We start from the raw sequence: 25,322 nt of genomic DNA, 5'->3' as shown, positions 1-25,322 counted from the left end.
ATGGCCATTCCTCCCTTCCTCGCCGAACTCCGCACCTTCGTGGGCAACCACCCGCTCTGGCTGAGCGCCGTCGCCGCCGTCGTCGTGGACGACCGGCAGCGGGTGCTGCTCGCCCGCCGGGCCGACGACGGCCGGTGGGCGTCCGTCGGCGGCATCCTCGACCCGGGCGAGCAGCCCGCCGACGGCGTGGTGCGCGAGTGCCTGGAGGAGACCGGTGTGGTGGTGGTGCCCGAGCTGCTCGCCTCGGCCACCGTCACGCCGCCGATCAGCTACCCGAACGGCGACGTGACGCAGTACCTGGTGCTGACCTTCCGCTGCCGGGCGGTCGGCGGCGAGGCCCGGGTGAACGACGACGAGTCGCTGGAGGTGGGCTGGTTCGCGCTGGACGAGCTGCCGCCGATGATCGACTCCGAGCACGACCGGCTGCGCCACGCGCTGGAGTGCAAGGGCCCGGCGGTCTTCACCCTGGACGGCCGGGAACACCCGTAGCCCGGTGGCCCCGCGGGCCCGGGGCGGTCGGGCTCAGCCCTTCTGCTGCCGGTAGGCCTCCTCGGCCGCGTCCAGCACGGCGGCCAGGTCCCCGCCCGCGGTGGCGGTCGCCGCGGCGGCGACCGCGCCCTCCACGAACGGCGCGTTGGCGAAGCGGACCGGGAACGGCAGGCCGTGCTCGTCGGCCTCCGACAGCAGCGCCCGTACGGTGGTGACCGCGCTGCCCAGGTCGGCGAGCACCACCACGCCGTGGCCCTGGTCGACCCGCCGGGTGGCGGCGGCCACCAGCACCGCGCTGATGCCCGGTCCGTCGGCCGGGTCGCCGCCGGTCGCGGCGACCGGCGCGGGGGAGTCGGATCCGGTCAGGGTGAGCGCCAGGGACCGTACGGCGGTGGCCAGTTCCCGGCTGTGCGAGACCAGGACGATCCCGACCCGGCCGTGCACGGCGGCCCGCGCCGGGGTGGGCCGGGGCAGCGGGGTGGCCGAGGGCGGGGTGCGGGGCGCCGGCGGGTGGGCCGAGGGGGCGTCGGAGATGGGGATGACGTCGGCGCGGGTGCCGTCCCGGCGGCTCATCGGCTGCTCCCTGGGGCGAGGTGGGGCGGGATGGGGCGAGTTCGTGGGCGGGGCGCGGGGCGCGGGGTGCGTCGTGGGCGGGGCACGGACGGGTCGCGAGCGCGCCCTGGCAGCACTCTGGCAGCTGCCCGCGGCCCCGCCGGTCGGGACACGCCCCACCGCGCCCCGAGCGCTTCTCCACCGGCCCTGCCGCCCACCCGGGGACGTCCCCGGCCGGGGAGCAGGGGGAGTGCTCGGGGCAGCCCTCGGGGGAGTCCTCGTCAACCCGCTGACCGGGCCCCGGGGGTGTGGCTAGGCTGGCCGTGGAATTCCGTCGGGAGGAGATCGGTCAGTGGCAGTCAACAGCGGGACGGACACCGGGGCGAACACCGCCGAGGCCGGCGTCGGGCCGGCGCTCGCGCCGAACGGCAAGCCGAGGGTGGACTTCACCGGGGCCGAGTGGCTGTGCAGCAGCCAGGGGGTCGGGGACGTCCAGATCGCGTTCGTGGACGGGTACATCGGGATGCGGGACGGCCGCCAGGAGGACGGGCCGGTGCTGGTCTTCACCCCGGCCGAGTGGCGGGCCTTCGTGCTCGGCGCCCGGGACGGCGAGTTCGACCTCACCTGAGTCCGCGCCCGAGCCACCCGCGCGCCGTCCGGCGCGTCGCGGAGCGGCCCGAACTGCGGCAGGACGCGCAGTCTCGGGACCGCTCCGCAGGTGGTTCCGGGCCGATGGCGGGGCGACGCAGGTGGACGGCGGGGCGACGCAGGTCGACGGCAGGGCGGCACGGACCCCGGCGCCGCCGATGATTTCGGCACCGAACATCACAACTGATGATCTTTTGAGCGTGCCCCGTCAGAATTTCTGTTGACTGTTAGACAAACGCAGCTCAGAGTATGAGCACAGGCAGACGCCGTGCCCACCGCCCCCACGCGGCCAGACACGGCGCCTGCTGTGCGGCCCGGCAGCTGCCAGGCCCACCTCCCAGTCATCCCCTGCGCACCGGGGTGCGTCGGCCGGTCCCGGCCCACGAAGGGCCGGCAGTCGCCGGGAGGCTGGCGCCGACGCCGAGAGCGACTCGGAAACGGCACCGTTTGCTCGGGACCCGCACGCCCCCACGCGGCGGCGTCCCGAGCAGATCCACGGGAGCGACGGGCCGGGGCCCCGCGGATCTGGCTCTTGTTGCACGGAACTGCAGTGGAACTGTTGGCTTGTGTGTTTGTGCTGTGTGCGACGACGAAGCTGGGTGCTCGGCAGTTCGGCACGACAAGTGCACAGTGAGGGATACGCGTGTAGGGCCGCGTTGCGACATGCCGTCCCCCCGGAGGGTGAAACCCAGAACGGCTGCCGTGCTGAACCGAACGTAGCCCGGACGGTTGCTCAGAGTCAACATTGGTCTCTGAGCGTCGACCTCCCGCCGGTCCCCCGTCGGTGCCCCACCCGCCTCGCGAGTGTGGTGTGCCGGACACGTACGATGTTCCCATGTCTTTTCTCCGCCGTCGCTCCGGACAGCCCGCCGGCCCGGACTTCGACGTGCTCGCGATGGACCCGGGTGACTGGCCCGGCGACTTCGGTGCGGCCATGATGACCGGCCCGGACGGCTCCTGCCAGGGCATCTTCCTGCGCTACGACCTGTTCGGCGGCAGAGGGCCGGCGATGTTCATCGGCAACCTCCCCGAGGGGTCTCCCGCGCGGGAGACCGGCGACGAGGTGCCCTTCGAGGTGCGTCAGCTGCTCGCGGCGCTGGAGAACGACGAGCCGGTCGAGTTCGTCTCGGCCGAGGACTTCCCGGTCATGCTCGGGGACGACCTGCTGATCGTGAAGAAGGTCAAGGTCAGCGAGGAGCGCGTGTTCTGCGCCCAGTTCGGCCGCAGCGACGGCGTCCTGGTCACCATCGCGTCCTGGGACCGACCGATTTCGGACGACCTGTATCAGCTGCTGAAGCCGCTTCCGGCCGACATGTTCCAGCAGGGCTGACCGGGTCCGCCCGGGACCCGGACGCTGCTTGACGGTATCGATCAACGGTTCGTACAGTCGCGGACATGCCGTGCCGTCTCCCGCTGTTGACCCGTCGCAGGCATCTGGACCTGTGTCGGACCGCCAGCGCGGTGTGTCCGGGCCGCTGAGGGGGATCTCGTCCCCGTGGCGGCGGGCGACCGACCGGACCGGGTCGGCGCCGAGACCGGGGGGTCGGGTCGAGCGACCGGCTTCCGGGCCGCCGACCGGTTCCGCGCGCCGTCAGGGCGTGCCGCCCGTACCCGCTGAGCCCATGCTGCCGCCCGGAGGCACCAGCACCATGACGACCACCGCTGCCGACGACCGCTCGTCGAACGATCGTTCCCGATCCGCGCATCGATCCGCGTCGCGAACCTCATCGCGATCCGCAGCGACGGATTCCGGTCATCCCGCGCCGCCGGCCTCGACGCCGGCCACCCCGGCGCCGTCGACCCCGGCAACGGGATCCGCCGCCGACCGCTCGGCGGTCGAGGCCGCCCTGGCCGGGTTGCCCCGGGTGGTCGACCTGCTGGCCGCCCGCGCCGAGGAGCACGACCGGGACGCCACCTTCCCGTACCAGGGCATCGAGGCCGTCCACGAGGCCGGGCTGCTCACCCTGACCGTCTCCCAGCGGTACGGCGGAGCGGGCGGCACGCTGGCCGACACCGTCCGGGTGCTGGCCCAACTCGGCCGCGGCGACGCCTCGGTGGCCGTGGTCACCGCCTTCACCCTGCTCCAGCACGCCGAGCAGGCCCGCCGGGCGAGCTGGCCGGCGGCCGGCTACCGGCGGCTGCTCACCGAGTCCCGGCGCGGGCCGGCGCTGGTCAACACGCTGTGGGCGGAGCCCGGCGGCGGAACGGACGCGCTGCCCGGCACGGTCGCCCGACGGGGCGCGGACGGCTGGCAGTTGACGGGCCGGAAGACCTACTGCACCGGCGCCGAGGCGCTGGCCTGGATGGCCGTCACGGCGCGGACGGACGAACCCGAGCCGCGGGTCGGCACCTTCCTGGTGCGCGGCGAGAGCGAGGGCCTGGAGATCGACCCGACCTGGGACCAACTCGGCCTGCGCGCCAGCGCCAGCCACGACGTCGTCCTCGACGGGGTGACGGTCCCGGTCGAACTCGCCCTCGGCCTGCGCACACCCGATCGAGCGGTCGGCGGTCCGGACGACGCGGACGGCGTGGCGGCCGAACTCGCCCGCGCCTGGCACGATCTGGCCCTCGCCGCGGTGGCGATCGGGGTCGCCCGGGCCGCCGAGGCCTGGCTGGTCCGCTTCCTGAACCAGCGCACTCCGGCCAACCTGACCGAGCCGCTCGGCACCCTGCCGCGCTACCGCGCCGGGCTCGGCGAGATCGACGCCCAGCTGATCGGCGCCGAGGAACTCGTGCACGGCCTGGCCGCCCGGGTCGACCGGGGCGAACCGGACGCCGTCGCCCGGACCGGACCGGCCCACCTGCTGGCCACCCGGGCCGCCACCACGGCCGTTCAGCAGGCTGTGGCGCTCACCGGCAACCCGGGGCTGAGCCGCCGGCACCCGCTGGAGCGCTACCTGCGGGACGTGCTCAGCAGCCGGGTGCACCTGGCGCCCGAGGAGAGCGTCCTGGACACCGCCGGCCGGGCCGCCCTCGCCCGCGGCGCCCGGCCGTGAGGGCCACCCGGCGGTAGCAGCCCGTCAGCCGTGGGGCGGACCGTCGGTCAGCGGGTGCCGACCGCGGCCCGGACCGCGCGACGGGCCAGCGCGGCGTCGTCGTACAGCCGGCGGATCATGATCCGCTGCTCCTCGCCGGCGCCCGGCACGTCGTACAGCCGGATCTCCCGCATCAGCACCAGTACCAGGTTCACCAGGAACGCGTCCCGGGCCATCGTGCCGCCGCTCTGGGCGAGTTGGCTGATCTGGCGGCGGGCGGCGGTGTCGCCGGAGAGCACGCTCCACAGCACCGCCAGGTCGTAGCCCGGCAGGTACCAGCCGGCCTGCTCCCAGTCGACCAGCACCGGGCCGGACGGCGCCAGCAGCATGTTGCTGAGCAGGGCGTCGCCGTGGCACAGCTGGAGCGGGGTGTTGCCCAGCCCGTGCAGCAGGCCGCGCAGGTCGCCGGCGTCCCGGTCGGTGAGCTGGCCCACCGAGTGGTAGCGGGCGATCTCCATCTGGTAGTCCAGGCGGGGCTGGAACACGTCGCTCGGCGGCCGCCAGAGGTTCAGCGTCCGGACGGCGCCGAGCAGCGCCCGCACCTCGCCCGGGGTGGGCGCGTTGACCGGGTGGCGCTCGCGGGCCGCCGGGCGCCCCGGAATGCGCTCCATGACCAGCACGCAGCGGTCGTGGTCGGCCGCGACCAGCCGGGGCAGCCGCACCGGCGGGCGGTGCCGGACGAACGCCCGGTAGACCGCGACCTCGTGGTGGAAGTCGGCCACCAGCTGCTCGAAGTACTCACTCCGCACCGCCTGCGGCGCCAGGCACTTGGCGACCACCGGCGCCCGCCCGATGGTGCCCGCCACCAGGATGTGGCGGCTGCCCTCACGCAGGACCTGACGCGGGGTGAACGCCGGACATATCCGCGCGATGCTCCCCAGCGCGGCCCGTACCGACGGCGTCTGCAGCGCCGACGGGTCGATCCGCTCCGGTCCGCCCGGCTGGCCGGGCCGCCGGGCGCGCAGCACCTGGCCGTCCGCCTGCCGGGCCAGCGGGAGGCGGTGGCCGGGCGGCGGGGCGGTCTCGGGGCCGCGCAGCCCCAGCGCCGTACGGCCGGCCGGGACCCGGGCGTCCGTGACCCGGCCCTCGGCGCCGCGCGGGGCCACCGGGCGGCTCGCCGGGGGCACCTGCTTGGGGCCTGGACGGCCGGCGGCTGCGGTGGGGGGGCGCAGCGCCGTTCGGGTCGCGGTCGGCGTGGGGGTCGTCGCTGAGGAGTACATGGGCTGAGGGTGGTCCCTTCCGGTCCGTCTGCGGGTGCGCCCCGCGGGGCGGGGGAGGGCTGGTGCCGCGAGCTTCCTGGCGTGACGGCGGCCCTGCTTCGGTCGTCGGCGGGTGGTGCGCGGGCGCCGGGCACGGACGCGGGGTCGGAACCCCGGTTCGACGGCGCTCCGGCCGTCCGCACCCTGGGGAATGCGGCCGACCGGACTGCCGTGGCCGTGCCCGGCGCCCCCGCGCCACCCGGCCGCGCCACCCCCTCGGGTGAGGACCGGGAGCGTCCCGTGCCACGGTCGGGGGAATGCCCCGGCCCTGGTGGGACGCCGCCGGACCCGAGGGGCGCGGTGGCGCATTCCTACAACACACCCCTCAGGCACTGGCTTAGTAGTCTGGCGGGCCCTGGCGAACGGTGGCGAATGCTCGCCTGGCACTTGCCGGAGCCTCTAGCCTCGGAGGTGCCGAGGAACCTGGGGGCTTCATTTGAGCAGGGAACCCAACACCCGACTCGCCGATCTGTTCGTCCTGACCGGATGGTCCAAGGGCGAACTGGCCCGGCTGGTCAACCGTCGGGGTGCCGCGCTGGGACAGCAGCAACTGTCCACCGACACTTCGAGGGTACGGCGGTGGATCGAGCAGGGGGAGATCCCGCGCGATCCGGTGCCGAGGGTGCTGGCGGCCGTGTTCACGGAGCGGCTCGGACGTGTCGTCACCACTGAGGACCTCGGTCTGGAACGACACCGGCCCACCAGGTCCGGAGCGGAGCCGTCCGCAGCAGTGCCGTGGACGCCGGATCGAACAGCCGCGGTCCTCACCGAGTTCACGGGAATGGACCTCATGCTGAACCGACGTGGATTGGTGGGCGCCGGAGCCGCGCTCACGGCCGGGGCGGTCGTCGCCGACTCGCTGAAGGGCTGGCTGGGCGGGGACGCGGTCGCGTACGCGGCCTCCGTGCCCGGCCCGCGCCAACTGGTCACCGGGAGCGCCGCGCGCCCGGTGGTCGACGTGTACGACGCGGGCCCGGTGGGGCTCGACGAGGTGGAGTCGCTGGAGCACTCGGTGCAGGTGTTCCGGGCCTGGGACGCCGCCCGCGGCGGCGGGCTCCAGCGCAAGGCGGTGGTCGGTCAACTCAACGAGGTGGGCGGACTGTTGACGCACCGCCACACGCAGGCGGTGGAGCGGCGGCTGTGGCTGGTCGCGGCCAACCTGGCGGTGCTGGCCGGCTGGATGTCGCACGACGTGGGTCTGGAGCCCACCGCCCAGCGGTACTTCATGATGGCGGCCGAGGCGGCCAAGGAGGCCGGCGACCGGCCGCGGGCCGGCGAGGCGATCTCCCGGGCCGCGCGGCAGATGGTCCACCTGGGCCGGGCCGACGAGGCGATCGAGCTGATGTCGGCGGCCAAGGCGGGGGGCGGCCTGCTGCTGCCCAGGACGCGCGCGATGTTCAACACGGTGGAGGCCTGGGCGCACGCCTCGATCGGGCACGGCCAGGACACCTACCGGCTGCTGGGCGAGGCGGAGGAGCTGTTCGCCGAGGACGCGCCGGAGCCGCCGCCGTCCTGGATGCAGGTCTTCGACGAGGCCGAACTGCGCGGCATGCAGGCGTTGGTGCTGCGCACCCTGGCCGAGCACGACCCGGCGGCCGCCCCGCGGGCGCGGCGGCACGCGGAGCGGGTGATCACCCTGCGGGAGGGCACCGGGCAACTGCGCTCGGCGCTGTTCGACCGGATCACCCTGGCCTCGGTGCACTGGATCACCGGGGAGCCGGACGCGGCGGAGTTCCAGGCCAAGATGGTGCTGAACCTGATCGGCCAGAACTCCTCGCACCGGACCTGGGACCGGCTGCGCGAGATGTACCGGCTGACCGCCCGCTACCGGGGGCTGCCGGTGGTGGACGAGCTGCGCGCGGAGCTCGGCCGGGAGCTGCGCGCGGCGGACGCCAAGAACCGACCGCGGCGGACGTGAGGAGGGCGGGGGACGGGCGGTGGTGAGCCGGACGGGGTCCGGCGCGGCGGGCGGAGGGACGGAAGGAGGGGTCAGGCCTTCCGGAGCAGCATCCGCAGCGCGGTGACGGTGCCGTCGGCGCCGAGGACGGGTTCGCCCGCGCACTCGACGTCGTCGTGCCGTCCGCCGGGGCGGCGGATCCGCAGGGTGCCCGCGGCCGGGCGGCCGTGCACCAGGGCGTCGGTCATCATCCGGCGCAGCACCGGCCGGTCCGCCTCGGGGAGGCGGTCGGGCAGCCGGTCGAGGCTGAGCGGGCCGTGCCGCGGATCGCAGCCGAGGAGGAGGTAGGTCTCCGCGGTCCAGCGGACGTCGTCGGTGAGCAGGTCCCACTCGGCCGAGCCGACGGCGCGGTCGTTGTGGTGGGAGGTGCCGCCGTCGCGGGCGGTGCCGCCGTTGTGGAGGAAACCGGACGGGTCCCGGGCCGTGCCGTCCACTCTGCCGTCCGTTCCGCTGTCGCAGCCGTCGTCGGCGCCGCCCGCGGTGCCGACGACGCGGTCCGTGCCCGCCCGGGGGCCGGCCGCCGTGGCGGGGTCCGGCGGGCGAGCGGTGCCTAAGGGCATGTTCATGGCGGTCCATCGCTCGATGCGGCCCGCCGTACGCGGGTCGGGGGGTGGTGAGACGACTGTCGCACAGGGTTCGCACCGGTGTGGGCGATTTGGACAGAACGCAGGCAAAGTTCCAGTGGCATATGCCACTGTGGCAGCGGCCTTCGTCGCCCTGTGTGCGGAAGGGGGTCCGAGGCGGTAACCTTCGGTGATTCCGGCGCCCGGGCGCCCACCGCAGTAAAGATCCAGAGACCCCGGCGACGGAAATCCCGTTGCCACTACGACCGCCGCAACGGATGCTGACCTCATGTTCGAGCCAGTGATAGCACCTAGTGCCAGCCTCCTAGGCCTCCTTCAGCGAGGCCGTGGTGACGGGCAGCTCCACGCGCTGGCCGCCGACCGTGCCGAGGCCATCGCCGCGCTGGAGGAGTGCGTCACCAGGGATCCGCGGGCCGACTGGCAGGTCGAGAGCCGCTCCCTCTACTACGCCCGCCTGTACATGGAGCTGGAGGCCCCCCTCGACGGCATCGAGGACCACCTCCACTCCGCCGAGGACCTCGTCAGCGACGACGAGAGCCGCACCGGCCTGGTCCTCTCCGTCCTCGGCCACCTCGCCGCGTACGGCCGGCGCGACGCGCTGCTGATGCTGCGCGAGTACGCCGCCACCGGTGCCAACTGGGCCTGGGCCCTCGACGAGCTGGCCCTGCGCGACGACGACCGGGGCCTGCTGCTGCTCGGCACCGCCGTGCTGGACCACTTCGCGCCGGGCCCCGAGGGCGACGCCGAGCTGCGCGAGTTCATCCGCAACGCCTACGAGCCCCGCCCCTGGCGGCTCTGGGCCGCCTACCACCCGAGAGTGGCCGCCGCCAGCGAGCAGTCGCCCTTCGACCTCTGGCAGCGCCAGCTCAACCGCGGCGGGGTCACCCCGGGCTGGTCCACCACCGACGTGCTGGCCTGGGCCGACCAGGGCCGGCTGGGCGACCTCGGCGCCGACGCCTTCCTGAGTCGCCCCGAGCCGGTGCGCGCCGACGAGGACGGGCCCGGCCCCGACGCCGTGGACCGCCGGGCCGCCGCGGCCGCCCGCTGTCTGACCGCCGTGGTCCGCCCCGAGGACCGTCCGCTCCTGCTGGAGGCCGCCCGCGACGGCCTGCCCGGCGCCCGCCGGGCCGCCCTGCGCTACCTGGTCGACCAGCACGATCCGGCCGCCCTCGAACTGATCGAGGCCGCTGCAGCTGATGTGGACGACCGGATCGTCCGGGCCGCTCTGGAGCTGCTCGGCCGGATGCGCGGCCCCGAGGTGCTGGTCCAGGCCCGTCGCTGGGCCGACCCGGCCAGCGGGGGAGCGGACAGCGCGCTCGGCGAGACCGCCGTGCGCCTGCTCGCGGACGCCGGGGAGCCGGCCGACGCGCCGCTGGTGGTGGCCGGGCTGCGCCGCTGGATCTCCGTGCGCGGGGTCAGCGGTACCGGCCTGGGGTCGCTGGTCGACGGTGCGGGGCGGCTGGCCGCCGCCGACGCCGTCCCGGTCCTGCGCCACATCTACGGGGAGGCCGCCTCCTCCGAACTGCGCGGCCGCGCCGCCCGGGCGCTCGCCGTGACCGATGTGCACTTCCCCGAGGGGCCCGCCGTCGAGTGCCTCTGGGACTGCGAGGAGTCCACCCGCGAGCTCGCCGCGCGCCATGTCGCCACCACCGGCGACGCGCGTGTGCTGGAGCGGCTGCGAAGGCTCGCCGCCGACCCGGCCGAGGAGGCCGAGGTCCACGCCGCCGTCCGCGGCCGATTGACCGCCGCCCGGGAGTTCGGGCGCTAGGTTCGCAACGTTCCAGTGGGCCGGGACACCGTCGGGTGTCCCGGCCCACTGCTGTGGAACGGCGTTCTACTTGACCGAGCCCGCGTCCGGGGCCAGGACGCCGCCGGCCACCAGTCCGATGATCAGTGCGCCGAGCAGCACCCGGTACACCACGAACGGGATGAAGCTGTTGTTCGAGATGTACTTGAGGAACCAGGCGATCGCCGCGTAGCCGACCGCGAAGGCGATCAGGGTGGCCAGGACGGTCGGCCCCCAGGCCGGGGCCGGACCCTCGCCGATCTTGAACAGCTCCAGGGTGCCCGAGGCGAGCACGGCCGGGATCGCGAGCAGGAAGGAGTAGCGGGCCGCCGCCTCCCGGCTGTAGCCGAGCAGCAGGCCCGCGCTGATCGTGCCGCCGGAGCGGGAGACGCCCGGGATCAGCGCCAGCGCCTGGGCGAAGCCGTAGGCGGCCGCGTGCGGCAGGGTCAGGTCGGTGATCGGACGGGCCCGGCGCACGGCCCGGGTGCGGTCGGCGAGGGCCAGGACCAGGCCGAACACGATCAGCGTGGTGCCGATGATCCGCAGGTCGCGCAGGTGGGTCTCGATGGAGTGCTGGAACAGCTTGCCGAGGACGGCGATCGGCAGGGTGCCGATGATCACGAACCAGCCCATCCGGGCGTCCGGGGCGGAGCGCAGGGCCGGGCGGAACAGCGACAGCGCCCAGGTCCGGACGATCGAGGCGATGTCCCGGCGGAAGTAGATCAGGACCGCGGCCTCGGTGCCGAGCTGGGTGACGGCGGTGAAGGCCGCGCCCGGGTCGTCCCAGCCCAACAGGGCGGAGAACACCCGCAGGTGGGCGCTGGAGGAGACGGGCAGGAACTCGGTGAGCCCCTGGATCAGGCCGAGCACGGCCCCGTGGAACCAGTCGATCACCGGACACCCGCCAGGGGTATCGGGCGGGTGTGGCGCGGCTGCGGCATGGGCGGGTCCTCGCGGGTCGGAGCGGGCGTGCGGACGTCCGCGACCCGCGCGACCCGGGGCCGCGCACGGGCCCGGCGCGCGGCCGATGGTACGGGGTGAAGGTAACAGTTCTTTGTTCACCCTTTAACCGGACTTTGCGCACCGGGTCCGCACCGGGCTCGCACCCGGGCTCGGACCCGGGCCGCTCCGAGGCCGCTCCGGATCAGCCCGTCGGCCGGGCCCGGACCCAGGTGCGGTCCTCGGTCAGGTAGGTCTCGACCCGCAGACCGGCCTCGTCCAGCGCCTGTTCGAAGGCCGCCGTGGTGAGCGGGCGGGAGAGGAAGGTCTGGGTCCAGGTGCCGTCCGGGAAGACGTACTCCGCGCGGACGGAATTCACCCCGGAACCGACCGGTGTCGTGGAGAGGATCCGGGACACCCCGTCCGTCCCGGCGATCCGGCTCTCCCGCGGCACGTTCAGGTGCCAGTCCTCGCCCTCGCGCTGCAGCAGCACGCAGCCGTCCTCGGCGACGTGGCGGCGGCAGGTCTCCAGCAGGCCCTGGCGGACGGCCTCGTCGCCGGCGTGCACCAGGAAGGAGGCGAGCATCACGACGTCGAAGCGCTCGCCGAGGTCCAGCCGCTCGATCGGGCTGCGCACCGTGCGGACGTCCTCCCGTACCCGGGCCAGCATCTCGGCGGACTCGTCCACGGCGGTGACCGCGAAGCCGCGGTCGACCAGCGGGTGGGTCATCCGGCCGACGCCGCAGCCCAGTTCGAGGATGCGGGCGCCGGGCGGGACGGCCGCCTCGATCACCTCCGGTGCGTCGCCCGCGGGGAGGCGGGTCCAGACCTCGACGGCGCAGCCGTCCGGGGTGATCGCGCCGGCGCCGGTGCCCGCGTAGCCCTCGCGTCGTTCGTCGCTGTTGTGCGTGTCGTTGGCCATGCCCGTCATCGGAACACGGGGGGCGGGACGGCGGGGGCGGAATCGGGCAGTCCGCCGGTCCGTCGGTCTGCCGGTTGGTCCGTCCGCCAGTTCGTCCGTCCGTCCGCCGGTCCGTCAGCCTCGGGCGAGACCCTCCAGCTCCGCCTCGGCGGAGCTCAGCCAGGAGACCTCGGCCTCGGTGGTGGCCCGGGCGGTGAGCAGCAGGCCGCGTCGGAACGGATCGCCGAACTCCTCGGCGCGGAGCGGGCGGTCGCCCTCGTAGTAGAAGCTGGCCGGCTCGGCGAGGAAGTCCAGCCGTCGGCGGAGCACGGCGGCCTGGGCGGCCGGTTCGTCGAGGTGGCGGAGGAAGGAGAGCAGGGTGGTCCAGCGGTTGCCGTCGCTGATGTCCAGCGGCTCGGGTGCGCGCAGTCGGTCGAGCAGCGCCCGGCGGCCGGCCGGGGTGAGGTGCAGGGTGTGCCGGGGGGCGGCGGCACTGCCGGGCTCGGTCTCGCGCACCAGCAGGCCGTCGGCCTCCAGGTGCTTGATCGCGGGGTAGAGCGAGCCGTCGCTGATCGGGCGGATGTGGCCGGTGAGCGCGGCGAGGTGGCGGCGCAGCTCGTAGCCGTGGAGCGGCCGGTCGTACAGGAACCCGAGGATCGCGAGCTTCAGCATGGGGTCACTCTCTCAGATCCGTGCCTCGGGGCATCGGTATATCGGTTCAGTTGTACCTCGATGTCGAGGTATGGTCTGGCCTCGGCGATTCCCGATCGACAGCACCATCGACAGCACAGGAGTGTGAACGCATGCGCGACGCCGTCGTCACGCCGAGCGGTGACCGGATCCGCTGGGTGGAACTGCCCGGCGCCGAACCCGCCCGGCTCCACCTGCACGGCCTCGGTGCGACCTCCCCGGTCTACTTCGCCGCCGCTGCCACCCACCCGCTGCTCGCCGGGCGCCGCTCGCTGCTGCTCGACCTGCTCGGCTTCGGCATCAGCGACCGGCCCGCCGACTTCCCGTACACCCTGGAGGCGCACGCCGACGCGGTCGCGGTGGCGGTCGCGGCCGCCGGGCTGAGCCGGGTCGAGGTGGTCGGCCACAGCATGGGCGGCGCGATCGCGATCGTCCTGGCGCACCGGCACCCCGGGCTGGTCTCCCGGCTGCTCCTGGTGGACGCCAACCTCGACCCGATCGCCCCCGACCGGCAGCGGATCGGCAGCAGCGGGATCTCGGGCTACACCGAGGCGGAGTTCCTGGAGCGCGGCCGCGCCGAGGTCGCCGAGCGGGTCGGCCCGTCCTGGTGGTCCACCATGCGGCTGGCCGGGCCGGAGGCGCTTCACCGCAGCGCCGTGCACCTCGCCCGGGGCAGCGAGCCGACCATGCGCGAACTGCTGGTCGCCCTGGACCTCCCGCGCACCTTCCTGCACCCGGCGGCCGACGGCGAGCCCGTGGGCGCCGACGGGCTGCGCGCGGCCGGGGTGCGGGTGGTCGCCGTACCGGACTGCGGGCACAACATCATGCTCGACAACCCGGACGGATACGCTGCGGAGGCCGCCGCGGCGCTCGGTCCGGCCTGACCGGCGGCGGTCGAGAGGAGCCCGCATGCCGTCCGTCGTCGTCCCGCCCGCACTGGCCGCTTCGCTGGCCCACCACCTCGGCCCGGACGGGCTCGCCTGGGCGGCCCGACTCCCTTTCCTCGCCGCCGAGTTGATCGAACGCTGGGAGCTGCGCCCGGACGGTCCGGCGGCGCACGGCGTGGTGGGGCTGGTGCTGCCGGTGCGCCGCGTCGACGGCACGCCCGCGGCGCTCAAGCTCCAGCCGGTGGACGAGGAGACGGCGGGCGAGCCGCTCGCCCTGCGGGCCTGGGGCGGGCGCGGTGCCGTCCGGCTGCTCGACCACGAACCGGCCTCCGGCGCCATGCTGTTGGAGGGCCTGGATCCGTCGCGCTCGCTGCTCTCGGTGCCGGACGACCTCGTGGCGCTGCGCGTGATCGGCGAACTGCTGGGAGAGTTGACGAATCGTCAGGCACCGCCCGGACTGCGCTCCTTGGCGCACCTGGCGGACGACCTGCTGCTGCGGGCCCCGGCGGCGGTCGCCGCCCACGCCGACCCCGACGAGCGGCGGCTGCTCGCCGACTGCGCGGCCGCCGTGCGGGCGGTCCGCGCCGAGCCGGGCGACCGGCTGCTGCACTGGGACCTGCACTACGGCAACGTCCTCGCCCCGCTGCCCGGCGCCGGGCGGGCGCCCTGGCTGGCCATCGACCCCAAACCGCTGGCCGGACACCCCGGTTTCGAGCTGCTGCCCGCCCTGCGCAACCGCTGGACGGACGTCACCGCCACCGGTGACCCGGCCCGGGCGGTGCGGCGGCGCTTCGACCTGCTGGTGGAGGCGCTGGGCCTGGACGGCGAGGTGGCGGCGGCGTGGACGCTCGCCCGGGTGCTGCAGAACGCGGTCTGGGACGCGGAGGACGGCGAGACGGTGCTGGATCCGGCCCAACGGGTCATCGCCGACGTGCTGTTGGGCAGGCCCGTCGGCCCCCGTCAGGCCTAGTGGTCCCCGCTAGGCCCGCCGCACCGTGAACCGGACCCGCACCCCCGGCGCCAGCAGTGCCGCCGGCTCCCGCGCGGTGTCCCAGAGCGGCAGCGCCGTCCGCCCGATCAGCTGCCAGCCGCCGGGCGACGGGCTCGGGTAGACGCCGGTGTACCGCCCGGCCAGCGCCACCGAGCCGGCCGGGACGGCGCTGCGCGGGGTGGCCCGGCGCGGCACCTCGTACCGCGGCGGCAGTCCGGTGAGGTAGCCGAAGCCGGGCGCGAAGCCGCAGAAGGCGACCACGTACTCGGGCTCGGTGTGGATTCGGACCGCGGCCTCCGGCGAGACGCCCCACAGGGCGGCGACCTCCGCCAGGTCGGCGCCGTCGTACACCGTCGGCACTTCCACCAGCCGCCCGCCCGTCGCCGCGGCCGCCGTCGGGCGGGCGGCGCGCAGCAGCGCCGCGACCGCGGCGACGTCGGCGACGCCGTCCAGCAGCACGGTGCGGGCGGCGGGCACGACCTCGTCGACCTCGCCGAGTTCCCCGGCGGCCTGCCGCTCGCGCAGCCAGCCGTACAGTGCCGCGACCTCGGCCGTGCCCGGGAGCTCGACCAGCAGCGCCCGCTCTCCCACCCGCCGTACCGGAGCGGCCCCGCCGTCCGTCACGTGAAGGCCTCCACCCGGACCCCGGCCGAGGCGAGGGCGCCGCGGATCCGCCAGGCGAGCTGGGCGGCGCCGGGGGTGTCGCCGTGGACGCAGAGCGAGCGGGCCTCGACCGCGATCCGGTCGCCGCCGACGGCCTCCACCGAGCCGTCCCGGGCGATGCCGACGGCGCGGGTGATCACCGACTCCGGGTCGTGCACCACGGCGTCGGGCTCGCGCCGCGGGACGAGGGTGCCGGCCCAGGTGTAGGCGCGGTCGGCGAAGGCCTCGGCGACCACCGGCAGTCCGACGCCCTCGGCGACCGCGAGCAGCCGGGAGCCGGGCAGTCCGAGGACGGGCAGCGGTCCGTCGCTGACCGCGCCGGCCCGCAGCACGCCGGCCACCACCGCCTCGGCCTGCTCGGAGTCGGTGACCACCCGGTTGTAGAGGGCGCCGTGCGGTTTGACGTACGAGACCCGGGAGCCGGCGGCGCGGGCGAAGACCTGGAGCGCGCCGATCTGGTAGGCGATCTCGTCGGCCAGTTCCTCCGGTGGGACGTCCATCGCGCGGCGGCCGAAGCCGGCCAGGTCGCGGTAGGAGACCTGGGCGCCGATCCGGACACCGCGCTCGGCGGCCAGTGCGCAGACCCGGCGCATCGTCGACGGGTCCCCGGCGTGGAAGCCGCAGGCGACGTTCGCGCTGGTCACCACGGACAGCAGGGCCTCGTCGTCGGTCAGGGTCCAGCGTCCGAACCCCTCACCGAGGTCCGCATTGAGATCGATCACCGCATCGGCCACGCCCGTCCGCCTCCCAGCAGCTGTTGAGCCAGATGGTAGGGCCTGGCGGTGAAGCCCGGTGTCCGTGACCCGGACGGCCGACGGGACCACCGGCGCGCATCCTTCGACCACGCGCCCCGGGGCGGCGCCCCGGGGCCGTTGACTCAGTGGGCGGCAAGGCGCTGCTGGAAGGAACGTTCCAGCGGACGGAGCGCTCGCAGCACGATCAGCAGGGGAATGACACCGAAGACGCCGAACGACATGTCGATGAATCGCCAGGCGAGTGGAATCCCCCGCAGCGGTCCGCAGATCAGTGCCAGCGGGATCACCGCGCCGCAGGCGAGCACCGCCCAGCGGATCACCCAGATGTTGCGGACCGGGTCCTTGAGCGGCCCCCAGAAGGCGGCGCCGATCACCAGGTGGGCGAAGGCCAGCCAGTCGGTGCCGTACGCCAGGAAGGGGTAGTGCCGGTTGGTCTCGGCGATCCCGGTGTGGACCCGTTCGAACCAGGCGGTGACGGCCGGGACGTGGTCGGCCAGTGGAGCGGCCGGGCCGGTGGTGAACTCCACCAGCCAGCGGGTCTCGGTCTCCAGCGGGAAGGCGGTCAGCCCGCTCAGCACCAGGCAGACCAGGAAGAACCGGAGCCAGTGCCGGACCCGCCGCAGGATGACCGCAGGGTCGCCGTCCATCTCGCACACCTCCCGCGCGCGCCGGGCGCGCGCCCATGCCGATCGTGCAGGCGGGCCTTGTCCCGACTGCGTACGACCGACTGTAGACCCCTTATTTGAACGTGTTCAACTCGCCTTCGAGTGCCCCCGCCCGCCCCCCGACTGCCCGCCGGACGCACGGATGCCCGGGCGCCGACCGGCGGCCCCGGGCATCCGTGCAGCGAACGGCTAAGCGGTGTACGTGTACGTCACCGGCGTACTGGTCCCACCCGCCGTGGTCACGGTCACGTCCACCGGCCCGGGCTGGGCCGCCGGGGGCGGGAACGCCGAGCAGAACTTCGGACCGCAGGAGACGTGGTCGGCCGGCACCCCGCCGAACAGCACCGAGCCGCCCGTCAGGTCGGCGCCCGGGATCCCGACCATGGTGCCGCCGGCGACCGACCCGGTGGCCGGGTACAGGGCGCCGACCACCGGCACGGGCGGTGCCGGGGGCGGGGCGCCGGTGTAGTCGAAGGCGGTCGGCGCCACGGCCGTACCGCCGGGCGTCACCACGCTGACCGGCGCGCTGCCCGAGCCGCCCGGCGTGGTCACCGTACAGGCGGTGTCGCTGCAGCCGCCGGTCGCCGGGACGCCGCCGACCAGCACCATGCCGTGGGTGAGGCCGCTCCCGCTGACCGTCACCGAGGTGCCGCCGGCGCCCGGTCCGGTGGTGGTGTCGACGCCGGACACGGTCGGCGGAGCCTGGACGGTCGGCGCGGGCGTGCTGCCGTCCAGGTTGACGACCGAGATGTGGCCGGTCGGGTCGGTGTCGTTGGGATTGCTCACCGTCTCCACGATCTGGCCGGAGGCCTGGGAGACGTCGCCGTACACCCGGGCCTTGATGAACTCGGAGAACCCGACCCGCCGGGTGCCGCTCAGCACGGCGTCCAGGTGGCGGCCGTCCGGCGACACCGACTCGGTGAAGGTGTAGTCGTACGGCGTGGAGTAGAACATGCCGATCCCGGTGGTGAGCCCGGCCGGCAGGTCGAGGGTGATGTGGGTCGGCCCGGTGAGGTCGCTCGTTCCGGAGGACGTCCAGCCGACCGAGAACTGGCCCGGCCCGGGCGGGGTGGTGCTCGGCAGGTAGCCGTTCAGCGACGCGGTCACGTGCTGCGCCGAGGGGCTGGGCCCGTCGGTCGGCGCGGCCGTGGCGACGGCGGCGCCGGTGGTGAGGACGGTCACGGACAGCGCGGCCGCGAGGCCCGCTTTCGCGAGTCGGGTGATCATAGGTCGATCATCACGGCTGCCCCGCACGGCCTTCACGGGTTTCCCGAATATCGGTTCGGGAATGGCGGGATCCCGTCGAAACCACGTTCTGAATGCCTCCCGGACGGGCGGTCCGACCTGCCGACGGACCCGTCCGCAAGGTCCGTTTCGGTCGATGTCGGTGCGAACCCCTAATCTTGTCCACCGTGACCGTCATCGCTGACCCGCCCACCGAGCCCGGCCTCCGCCCGGCCGCCGGTGCCGCCGTGCCCGCCCCGCGGCCCGCGCCCGGCCCCGCCGCCGACGAGGGCCTGGCCCGCCGGCTCAAGGCGCTGGCCTGCACCGCCCCGCTGCACGACCTGGACAACCGCAAGGTCAACCTGGCCGGTGAGTACGGCGGCTACGCGATGGCCGAGGTCGGCCTCGCCGCGATCGACCTGGTCACCCTGCACATGGACTTCGACACCGGCGCCGACCGCGACATAGTGCTCGCCCGGCTGCTGCCCCGGGTCGCCGCCCAGGCCCCGCGCCGGCCCGCCGCCGAGCACGAGCGGGTCGCCCGCTGGGTGCTGGAGTCGCTGATCAACGTCGGCAGCGTCGACCGCGGCTTCCGCGCCGTCTACGGCACCTTCGGCGCGGACGGCGAGTACGTCCGCCGCGACTACGACTTCAAGCTGATCGAGGAGGTCCCCGGCCCCGACGGCGGCGTCTACCTGCGCACCACCGACGAGGCCGTCAACGTCCTGGTCGGCGCGCTGGACACCGACGTCACCTCGGCCCAGATCGCCGCCGAGGTCAAGCTGGAGGTGCTGATCCGCCGCGGCCGGCTGGCCGACGCCCAGCTGGCCGCCGAGCAGGCCCGCTACCGCACCGTCCAGTACGCCGAGACGCTGCGCCGCGCCCTCGACGCCACCCGCCGCAACGTCCGCGCGGTCGACTGGATGCAGGCCGTTCCGGACCTCATCGACGAGGCGCTGGACCACATCGCCGACCGCTACCGGCACGAGAACGCGATTCTCACCAACATCCGCAAGGCTCGCGACGAGGCCGAGCCCCACACCCCCGAAGGGGCCGAGCACAAGCGCCGCGCCGCCGAACTGCTCGACATCGTCAAGGACTGCATCCGCCGCCACACGAAGCTGCAGACCCGACTGCTGGAGGCCGGCCCGCTGTTCCGTGCCGAACAGGACCGACAGGCCTTCGCCACCCCGGGCGCCCGCAGCGGCATCGACCTCTACGGCCAGCTGCTCGCCCCCGTGCTGCGGCTGCCGATAGAGCAGGCCGTCCGCCCCACCGGCGCCTTCTTCGCCCGCGGCGCCGGACTGCGCACGCCCGTCTCGGTCCGGGTCGCCGACCTGGTCGACCTGCTGCTCACCCCGCCGGTCGAGCGCGAGCACCTCGGCGCCGAACTGCCCGACCCGGACCTGGTCGCCACCCCGGACGACAGCCGCTTCTCCGAAGCCCAGCTGGAAGCCGCCCAGGAACTGCTCGACCTGCCCCCGGACGCCCCCCGTCGGCTCTCCGGCCTGCTCGCGGACGCCCGCCGGCAGGATCCCGAACTCCCGTACCTGGTCGCCCTGCTGGCCGTGCACGCGGCCAGCCCGCCGGTCGGCACCGCCTACCGCCAGGGCGAGGAGCGGCTGTTGTTCGCCGTGGACGACGGAACCCCGCTGCGCGACCGGGAGTTCGGCGGCGCCGACCTGATCGTCGGCAGCGCCCTGCTCGACGCGGTCGGCATGGCCGCCGACCGCAAGGACGCCGGCTGACCGGCCGGGCGGCGACCGCCCCGGCACCCACCTTGACGAACCGTAACCACCGCGCCACCCCCGAGGAGCACCGCCCGTGACGACCCACCCCGACACGTCCTGGGCGGCCGAGAGCGAACCCGCGGCCCCCGCGCCGATCACCCCGGCCGACGTCGCCGACGCCGCCCGGCTGGTCTCCTTCGGCCTCCAGGCCAAGCTGCTCCCCGCCCGCGACGCCGAGTACGCCGAACTCGTCCGCCGCCACCGCGAGGACCCGCCGTTCGCCCGCCTCGCCGACGCCATCGCCACCGGCATGGGCCTGGTCGTCCTGGAGGTCTCGCCGCGGGCCGGCATGGCCGTCGCCGCCGCCGAGGAGTCGCTGTTCGCGGTCCGGATGGGCGACTACTCGCGTCGCGCCGCCTCCGAGTCCACCGACCGCTTCCTGCACGGCCTGGCGCACCTCGCCGTCGCCGCGATGGCCTTCCCCCGCCCCGAGGACCTCGCCGACGACGGCTACCTCGGCCGGATCACCGTCAACGGCGTCGACTCCTTCGTCCGCCAGGCCTGCCGCCGGCTGGAGGAGCAGGCCGACGCCGACGGCGCCAACACCGACCCGGCCTCCGACGCCCCCGGTCTGGAGGCCGCCTGGCGGGTCTGGGCCCGGCGCACCGCCACCGGCGCCACCAAGGACGCCCGCCGGCTCTCCGGCTCCACCATCGGCATCGTCGCCAAGGCCGTGCTGTTCCTGGTCGACTCCGGCTTCCTGCAGAAGGTCTCGGACGATTCCGGCGGCACCTACCGCACCACCGCCCGCTACCAGCTCCAGGTCCGCGACCTGGCCGGCGGCGCCGCGATGGCCGAACTGCTCGACCTCGGCATCGTCCCGGTCTCCGACGGCACCGCCAGCCTGCTGCCGCCGGACACCTCCGACGAGCTGGTCGCCGACGCCGGCCTGCCGTTCCACTCGCTCTGATCGTTCTGACAACCCCATAAGACGCACGGAGAACCGCCGCACATGTACGAGCTCAACCGGGTCCGCCTCTACTCGATCGGACCGGCCGGCGCCCGCTACGCCGACACGGTGCTCGACCTGCGCGGCGTCGGCGAGCCCGTCGCCGACCCGGCCCCGCAGCAGATCGGCCTGTTCGGCGAGGACACCGAGGGCCCGGTCCGCCGCCCCGCCCCGGCCGGCGTGCTCTTCCTGGAGAACGGCGGCGGCAAGTCCGTCCTGCTCAAGCTGATCTTCTCGGTGATGCTCCCCGGCCACCGCAACACCCTCGGCGGTGCCAGCTCCGGCGTGCTGCGCAAGTTCCTGCTCGCCGACGACTGCGGCCACGTCGCCCTGGAGTGGCAGCACACCGTCACCGGCGAGCTGATCGTGGTCGGCAAGGTCAGCGAGTGGCGCGGCCGCCAGGTCTCCTCCGACCCGCGCAAGTTCGCCGAGACCTGGTACTCCTTCCGCCCCGGCCCCGGCCTCACCCTCGACTCGCTGCCGGTCGCCGAACGGGTCAGCCTGGTCGGCGACCAGAAGGCCCGCGGCCGCCGCCGCACCATGAAGGGCTTCCGCGACGCCCTCACCGAGGCCGGCAAGGCCCACCCGCACCTCGACCTGGTCTTCGAGGACGGCCACGACCGCTGGACCGAACACCTCGGCGAACTCGGCCTCGACCCCGAACTCTTCCGCTACCAGCGCGAGATGAACGCCGACGAGGGCGAGGCGGCCGGCCTCTTCGCGGTCAAGCAGGACAAGGACTTCACCGACCTGCTGCTGCGCGCCGTCACCGACACCCGGGACACCGACGGCCTGGCCGACCTGGTCCACGGCTTCGCCGCCAAGCTCGGCCTGCGCGCCGAACTCACCGCCGAACGCGACTTCACCGCAGGCTCGTTGGACCTGCTGGAGCGCATCGTCGAGGCCACCGCCGCCCGCGAGACGGTCCGCGAGGCCCATCGCACCGCCGAACGCCGCGCCCGCCGCCTCGCCCATGCCCTCACCTCCCGGGCCGCCGCCGAACGCGACCGCGCCCAGGACCTCGCCATCGAGGTCGCCGCCGCCGCGAGCGCCGTCACCGCCGCCGAGTCCGACCGCACCCGGCACAGCCTGATCGCCGACGAACTCACCCACCGGCACGCCACCCTGAGCCTCGCCGCGGCCACCACCGAGGCCGCCGCGCTGCGCCGTGAACTCACCGACGCCCGCACCCTCCACTCCGCCTGGCAGGCCGCCGAGGCCGTGCTGCGCCAGCGCGCCGCCGCCGACCGGGTCACCCGGGTCGCCGCCGCCATTCGCGAGGCCGAACTCGACGCCGCCCCCGCGCTGGCCGCCCGGGCCCGCGCCGCCGGCGCCCTCGCCCGCGCCCTGGAGACCGCCGCCGCGGCCGCCGAGACCCGCGCCGACACCGAGGAGCAGCGCGCGAGCGACCTCCAGGAGGACGGCGGCAAGGCGCAGTCCGACGCCACCGAGGCCGCCACCGCCGCCCAGAAGGCCCGCAGCGAGGCCGAACACCTGCGCCAGCGCCTGGCCGAGGTCGAGCAGGAGACCGAGGCCGCCGTCCAGGCCGGCTTCATCGACGCCGACGGCGACGTGGACCCGGCCCGCGCCGCGCTGCACGCCGCCGACGTGGAGAAGGCCGCCGCCGCGGCCCTGGCCCAGGCCCGCACCGCCGCCGAGGCCGGCGCCACCCGGCTGCGCGAGACCGCCGCCGCCACCTCCCGCGCCGAACTCGCCGCCGAACGCGCCGGCGACGCCCGCAAGGACGCCGCCCGCGCCCTGGCCGCCGAACAGCGCACCGCCGCCCTGCTCGCCACCGAGCAGCGCCTCGCCGACCTGCTCTCCCTCACCCCGTACCAGGAGGAGGCCGAGGAGGACGCCGGCTTCCTCACCCCCGTCGTGCTCGACCGCAACGCCGAGTACCTGCGCGAACTCCTCGACGAGGCCATCGCCACCGCCGAACGCACCCTGTTCGACCTGCGCACCGCCGCCGCCGACGACTCCCGGATCCTCGCCGCGCTCGGCGACGGCGGCCTGCTGCCGCCCGGCCCCGACGTGCTGGCCACCGTCGAGTACCTCGCCGAGCACGGCATCCCCGCGCTGCCCGGCTGGCGCTACCTCGCCCAGTCCGTCGACCCGGCCGACCACGAGGCGATCCTCGCCGCCCGCCCCGAACTGGTCGACGGCGTGGTCGTCACCGACCCGTCCTCGCTGGAGCGCGCCCGCGAGGCCCTCCAGGCCGCCGCCCTGCTGCCGCGCTCCACCGTGGCGGTCGGCGCCGCCGCCGCGCTGATCGCCCCGATCACCGACGAGCCCGCCTTCTTCCTGGTGCCGCCGAACCCGGCCATGCACGACGAGTCCGCCGCCGACGGCGAGCGCCGCGAACTGCGCGCCCGCGCCGCCGCCCGCGAGGAGCACATCCGCGAACTCGCCGGCCGGCTCGGCGCCGACCGCGCCCTGGCCGCCCGGCTCGCCTCCTGGCACGCCAGCTGCCCGCCCGGCACCCTCGCCGAACTCGCCGCCGCCGCCGAGGCCGCCCGCGAGCACGCCGAGCTGGCCGCCGCCGCCCTGGCCACCCTGCGCGCCGAGCACGACGAGGCCGAGACCGACCACGCGGTCGCCGCCTCCGCCCACGAGGAGCACCGCGAGTCCGCCCAGCGCGCCCGCCGCCGCGCCGACGCCCTCTCCGGCCTCGCCTTCCGGCTCCGCGAGCGCGCCAACTGGGCGCGCCGCCAGCGCGAGTTGGCCGAGGACGCGGCCGAGTGCGACCGCCGCCAGACGGTCTGCGCCGAACGCGCCCGCACCTGCGACGAGGACCGCCGCGCCGCCCAGCGCGCCGCCGACGACGCCCGCCGCACGGTCCGCGCGCTGCGCGCCGAACGCGCCGAGATCCCCGCCGCCGAGCAGGCCGACGAGCCCGCCGAGCAGACCGCCCCCGCCGCGCTGCCCGCGCTGCGCGAGGCCTACCGGGCCGCCTCCCAGCTGTATGAGAAGGTCGGCGTCGGCGCCGACCTGCGCGCCGAGCAGGCCCGCGCCGAGGGCGACGAGGCCGCCGCCGCGGCCGAACTCGACCGCCTCACCAACAAGGTCCGCACCCGCGCCGAGGAGCTGCTCGGCAGCCCCGACGGCGCCGACGGCCCGGCCCGCCAGGCCGCCGCCGCCCGCGCCGAGGAACTGGTCGCCACCATCGAGGCCCGCTCGGCCGCCGCCAGCGAGCAGCTCGGCCGACTGCGCGGCGAGGCCGAGCGCTCCGCCCCGGCGAACGGCGAGGCGCACACCGAGCTGCCCGAGGAGCTCGTCCCCACCGACCCCGAGCACGCCCAGACCCTTCTGCGCACCGCCACCAGCGGGCTCGCCGAGTGCCGGGAGGCGGTGGACGCCGCCCGCACCGCGCACGCCGACCTCCAGCGCACCTTCGACGCCGCCCAGTCCGCCGGCGCCGACTTCGAGGAACTGGCCGGCCAGCTGCGCGACGGACTGCGCGAGCAGCCGGAGGACGACGGCCAGCCGGCCGAGCCCTACCTCGGCTCGCTGCCCGAGGCCCGCAACGCCTCCACCGACGCCCGCCGCGCCCTCCGCACCGCCGTCGGCGAGCTGTCCTCCGCCGAACTCGCCGTCCGCGACGCCTCCGACGCGCTGGTCCGGCACGCCAACGCCGCCCGCTACGAGGCCGTCCGCACCCCGGCCCGCCAGCAGATCCGCGAACTGCCCGCCGCCGCCCTGCCCGAGCACGCGGCCGCCTGGGCCGCCGCCTTCGCGCCCCGGCTGCGGGTGCTCACCGACGAGCTCACCCAGCTGGAGAAGAACCGCGGTTCGATCGTGGACCGGCTGCGCGGACTGGTCGAGTCCTCGCTCACCACGCTGCGCGCCGCCCAGCGGCTGTCCCGGCTGCCCGAGGGCCTGGGGGAGTGGTCCGGCCAGGAGTTCCTGCGGATCCGCTTCGAGGACCCGGACCACGCCACCCTGGTGGAGCGGCTCGGCGAGGTCATCGACGAGGCCACCCGGGCCGCCGTCCGGAAGAACAGCGACCTGCGCCGGGACGGCATGTCCCTGCTGCTGCGCGGCGTCGCCGCGGCGATCGGCCCCAAGGGCGTCAGCGTCGAGATCCTCAAGCCCGACGCGGTGCTGCGCGCCGAGCGGGTGAGCGTCGGCCAGATGTCCGACGTCTTCTCCGGCGGCCAGCTGCTCACCGCCGCCATCGCGCTCTACTGCACGATGGCCGCGCTGCGCGCCAACGACCGCGGCCAGTCCCAGCTGCGGCACGCCGGCACGCTGTTCCTGGACAACCCGATCGGCCGCGCCAACGCCACCTACCTGCTGGAGCTCCAGCGCGCGGTGGCGGACGCGCTCGGCGTCCAGCTCATCTACACCACCGGCCTGTTCGACACCACCGCGCTCGCCGAGTTCCCGCTGGTGATCCGGCTGCGCAACGACGCCGACCTGCGGGCCGGCCTCAAGTACATCTCGGTGGAGGAGCACCTGCGCCCCGGTCTGCCCGCCCCGCAGGACCCGGACGGCCCGACCATCCACGGTGAGATCACCGCCACCCGGATGTTCAAGCGCCCGGCGGAGGCCTGAT

The 25,322-nt window shown here is 75.1% G+C and carries 22 protein-coding genes; 12 read left to right on the top strand and 10 right to left on the bottom strand.

Features of this window, described 5'->3' with window-relative positions; all coding sequences use genetic code 11:
• The gene (locus tag ACIP4P_RS41695; RefSeq protein ID WP_400928604.1) at window positions 1–489 is read left to right on the top strand and encodes an NUDIX hydrolase; all 489 of its coding nucleotides are present in this window, start codon (window positions 1–3) and stop codon (window positions 487–489) included.
• 33 nt (window positions 490–522) lie between these two features.
• On the opposite strand, the gene ACIP4P_RS41690 is transcribed toward ACIP4P_RS41695, so the two are convergent.
• Window positions 523–1,062, bottom strand: coding sequence for a PTS-dependent dihydroxyacetone kinase phosphotransferase subunit DhaM (locus ACIP4P_RS41690; RefSeq protein ID WP_400928601.1), 540 nt, complete (start codon window positions 1,060–1,062; stop codon window positions 523–525).
• A gap of 418 nt (window positions 1,063–1,480) precedes the next feature.
• Between ACIP4P_RS41690 and ACIP4P_RS41685 the strand changes: the two genes are divergently transcribed.
• The 4 genes from ACIP4P_RS41685 (at window position 1,481) to ACIP4P_RS41670 (ending at window position 4,685) form a co-directional block, all read left to right on the top strand.
• Window positions 1,481–1,669, top strand: coding sequence for a DUF397 domain-containing protein (locus ACIP4P_RS41685; RefSeq protein WP_360243590.1), 189 nt, complete (start codon window positions 1,481–1,483; stop codon window positions 1,667–1,669).
• Between the two features lie 855 nt (window positions 1,670–2,524).
• Entirely contained in the window at window positions 2,525–3,019 is a 495-nt protein-coding gene (locus ACIP4P_RS41680; protein ID WP_030288620.1) for a hypothetical protein, read from the top strand.
• A 65-nt stretch (window positions 3,020–3,084) separates the two neighbouring features.
• Window positions 3,085–3,168: a putative leader peptide gene (locus ACIP4P_RS41675; protein ID WP_350516047.1), complete on the top strand. Its 84-nt coding sequence runs from the start codon at window positions 3,085–3,087 to the stop codon at window positions 3,166–3,168.
• Window positions 3,169–3,554: 386 nt separating this feature from the next.
• Window positions 3,555–4,685: an acyl-CoA dehydrogenase family protein gene (locus ACIP4P_RS41670; protein WP_400928597.1), complete on the top strand. Its 1,131-nt coding sequence runs from the start codon at window positions 3,555–3,557 to the stop codon at window positions 4,683–4,685.
• A 47-nt stretch (window positions 4,686–4,732) separates the two neighbouring features.
• On the opposite strand, the gene ACIP4P_RS41665 is transcribed toward ACIP4P_RS41670, so the two are convergent.
• Window positions 4,733–5,944, bottom strand: a complete 1,212-nt coding sequence (locus ACIP4P_RS41665) for a phosphotransferase (protein ID WP_350516011.1) — start codon at window positions 5,942–5,944, stop codon at window positions 4,733–4,735.
• A 475-nt stretch (window positions 5,945–6,419) separates the two neighbouring features.
• On the opposite strand from ACIP4P_RS41665, the gene ACIP4P_RS41660 reads away from it, so the two are divergent.
• Entirely contained in the window at window positions 6,420–7,901 is a 1,482-nt protein-coding gene (locus tag ACIP4P_RS41660) for a hypothetical protein (protein ID WP_400928593.1), read from the top strand.
• Between the two features lie 71 nt (window positions 7,902–7,972).
• Here the strand turns inward: ACIP4P_RS41660 and ACIP4P_RS41655 are convergent, their stop codons facing one another.
• Window positions 7,973–8,506 carry a hypothetical protein gene (locus tag ACIP4P_RS41655; RefSeq protein WP_400928590.1) on the bottom strand — a complete coding sequence of 178 codons (534 nt, stop codon included), beginning with the start codon at window positions 8,504–8,506 and terminating at the stop codon, window positions 7,973–7,975.
• A 286-nt stretch (window positions 8,507–8,792) separates the two neighbouring features.
• Here ACIP4P_RS41655 and ACIP4P_RS41650 point away from each other — a divergent pair, with 286 nt between their 5' ends.
• Entirely contained in the window at window positions 8,793–10,292 is a 1,500-nt protein-coding gene (locus ACIP4P_RS41650) for a HEAT repeat domain-containing protein (RefSeq protein WP_400928587.1), read from the top strand.
• Window positions 10,293–10,358: 66 nt separating this feature from the next.
• Here ACIP4P_RS41650 and ACIP4P_RS41645 read toward each other — a convergent pair whose 3' ends face one another.
• The 3 genes from ACIP4P_RS41645 to ACIP4P_RS41635 form a co-directional block, all read right to left on the bottom strand.
• Complete coding sequence (locus ACIP4P_RS41645; RefSeq protein ID WP_400928691.1) at window positions 10,359–11,201, bottom strand: undecaprenyl-diphosphate phosphatase; 843 nt, start codon at window positions 11,199–11,201, stop codon at window positions 10,359–10,361.
• A gap of 253 nt (window positions 11,202–11,454) precedes the next feature.
• The gene (locus tag ACIP4P_RS41640; RefSeq protein WP_400928584.1) at window positions 11,455–12,171 is read right to left on the bottom strand and encodes a class I SAM-dependent methyltransferase; all 717 of its coding nucleotides are present in this window, start codon (window positions 12,169–12,171) and stop codon (window positions 11,455–11,457) included.
• A gap of 114 nt (window positions 12,172–12,285) precedes the next feature.
• A complete protein-coding gene (locus ACIP4P_RS41635; RefSeq protein ID WP_400928581.1) occupies window positions 12,286–12,822 on the bottom strand; it encodes a PadR family transcriptional regulator in 537 nt (178 codons plus the stop codon).
• A gap of 131 nt (window positions 12,823–12,953) precedes the next feature.
• Between ACIP4P_RS41635 and ACIP4P_RS41630 the strand changes: the two genes are divergently transcribed.
• Together ACIP4P_RS41630 and ACIP4P_RS41625 are read left to right on the top strand one after the other, a co-directional pair.
• Complete coding sequence (locus ACIP4P_RS41630) at window positions 12,954–13,724, top strand: alpha/beta fold hydrolase (protein WP_400928578.1); 771 nt, start codon at window positions 12,954–12,956, stop codon at window positions 13,722–13,724.
• A gap of 25 nt (window positions 13,725–13,749) precedes the next feature.
• Window positions 13,750–14,697 (top strand): aminoglycoside phosphotransferase family protein, encoded by a 948-nt coding sequence (locus tag ACIP4P_RS41625; RefSeq protein WP_400928574.1) that lies wholly within the window; start codon window positions 13,750–13,752, stop codon window positions 14,695–14,697.
• 9 nt (window positions 14,698–14,706) lie between these two features.
• Here ACIP4P_RS41625 and pxpB read toward each other — a convergent pair whose 3' ends face one another.
• The 4 genes from pxpB to ACIP4P_RS41605 all read right to left on the bottom strand — a co-directional run bounded on the left by pxpB (window position 14,707) and on the right by ACIP4P_RS41605 (window position 18,028).
• Window positions 14,707–15,342: a 5-oxoprolinase subunit PxpB gene (gene pxpB / locus ACIP4P_RS41620; protein WP_350516002.1), complete on the bottom strand. Its 636-nt coding sequence runs from the start codon at window positions 15,340–15,342 to the stop codon at window positions 14,707–14,709.
• On the bottom strand, window positions 15,339–16,115 hold the full coding sequence (locus ACIP4P_RS41615; RefSeq protein WP_350516001.1) for a 5-oxoprolinase subunit PxpA: 777 nt from the start codon (window positions 16,113–16,115) through the stop codon (window positions 15,339–15,341). The genes pxpB and ACIP4P_RS41615 overlap by 4 nt, the downstream gene beginning before the upstream one ends.
• Before the next feature lie 143 nt (window positions 16,116–16,258).
• Complete coding sequence (locus tag ACIP4P_RS41610; protein ID WP_350516000.1) at window positions 16,259–16,783, bottom strand: hypothetical protein; 525 nt, start codon at window positions 16,781–16,783, stop codon at window positions 16,259–16,261.
• 207 nt (window positions 16,784–16,990) lie between these two features.
• A complete protein-coding gene (locus ACIP4P_RS41605) occupies window positions 16,991–18,028 on the bottom strand; it encodes an IPT/TIG domain-containing protein (RefSeq protein ID WP_400928569.1) in 1,038 nt (345 codons plus the stop codon).
• Between the two features lie 245 nt (window positions 18,029–18,273).
• On the opposite strand from ACIP4P_RS41605, the gene ACIP4P_RS41600 reads away from it, so the two are divergent.
• The 3 genes from ACIP4P_RS41600 to ACIP4P_RS41590 all read left to right on the top strand — a co-directional run bounded on the left by ACIP4P_RS41600 (window position 18,274) and on the right by ACIP4P_RS41590 (window position 25,321).
• Window positions 18,274–19,773 carry a hypothetical protein gene (locus ACIP4P_RS41600; protein ID WP_350516046.1) on the top strand — a complete coding sequence of 500 codons (1,500 nt, stop codon included), beginning with the start codon at window positions 18,274–18,276 and terminating at the stop codon, window positions 19,771–19,773.
• Between the two features lie 76 nt (window positions 19,774–19,849).
• A complete protein-coding gene (locus ACIP4P_RS41595; protein ID WP_400928566.1) occupies window positions 19,850–20,725 on the top strand; it encodes a hypothetical protein in 876 nt (291 codons plus the stop codon).
• 42 nt (window positions 20,726–20,767) lie between these two features.
• Entirely contained in the window at window positions 20,768–25,321 is a 4,554-nt protein-coding gene (locus ACIP4P_RS41590) for a hypothetical protein (RefSeq protein WP_400928563.1), read from the top strand.
• Window position 25,322: the final 1 nt, after the last annotated feature.

Origin of the sequence: Kitasatospora sp. NPDC089509 (assembly GCF_044749365.1) — a bacterium.
Lineage (GTDB): Bacteria > Actinomycetota > Actinomycetes > Streptomycetales > Streptomycetaceae > Kitasatospora.
Note: the sequence above shows the minus strand (reverse complement) of the source record. Positions and strands in the feature narration are given on the sequence as shown.

Coding starts and splice junctions, on each gene's coding strand:
- ACIP4P_RS41690 (WP_400928601.1), bottom strand. CDS start 1,062: ATGAGCCGCCGGGACGGCACCCGCGCCGACGTCATCCCCATCTCCGAC.
- ACIP4P_RS41590 (WP_400928563.1), top strand. CDS start 20,768: ATGTACGAGCTCAACCGGGTCCGCCTCTACTCGATCGGACCGGCCGGC.
- ACIP4P_RS41630 (WP_400928578.1), top strand. CDS start 12,954: ATGCGCGACGCCGTCGTCACGCCGAGCGGTGACCGGATCCGCTGGGTG.
- ACIP4P_RS41665 (WP_350516011.1), bottom strand. CDS start 5,944: ATGTACTCCTCAGCGACGACCCCCACGCCGACCGCGACCCGAACGGCG.
- ACIP4P_RS41605 (WP_400928569.1), bottom strand. CDS start 18,028: ATGATCACCCGACTCGCGAAAGCGGGCCTCGCGGCCGCGCTGTCCGTG.
- ACIP4P_RS41680 (WP_030288620.1), top strand. CDS start 2,525: ATGTCTTTTCTCCGCCGTCGCTCCGGACAGCCCGCCGGCCCGGACTTC.
- ACIP4P_RS41675 (WP_350516047.1), top strand. CDS start 3,085: ATGCCGTGCCGTCTCCCGCTGTTGACCCGTCGCAGGCATCTGGACCTG.
- ACIP4P_RS41640 (WP_400928584.1), bottom strand. CDS start 12,171: ATGGCCAACGACACGCACAACAGCGACGAACGACGCGAGGGCTACGCG.
- ACIP4P_RS41610 (WP_350516000.1), bottom strand. CDS start 16,783: ATGGACGGCGACCCTGCGGTCATCCTGCGGCGGGTCCGGCACTGGCTC.
- ACIP4P_RS41625 (WP_400928574.1), top strand. CDS start 13,750: ATGCCGTCCGTCGTCGTCCCGCCCGCACTGGCCGCTTCGCTGGCCCAC.
- ACIP4P_RS41650 (WP_400928587.1), top strand. CDS start 8,793: ATGTTCGAGCCAGTGATAGCACCTAGTGCCAGCCTCCTAGGCCTCCTT.
- ACIP4P_RS41655 (WP_400928590.1), bottom strand. CDS start 8,506: ATGAACATGCCCTTAGGCACCGCTCGCCCGCCGGACCCCGCCACGGCG.
- ACIP4P_RS41635 (WP_400928581.1), bottom strand. CDS start 12,822: ATGCTGAAGCTCGCGATCCTCGGGTTCCTGTACGACCGGCCGCTCCAC.
- ACIP4P_RS41695 (WP_400928604.1), top strand. CDS start 1: ATGGCCATTCCTCCCTTCCTCGCCGAACTCCGCACCTTCGTGGGCAAC.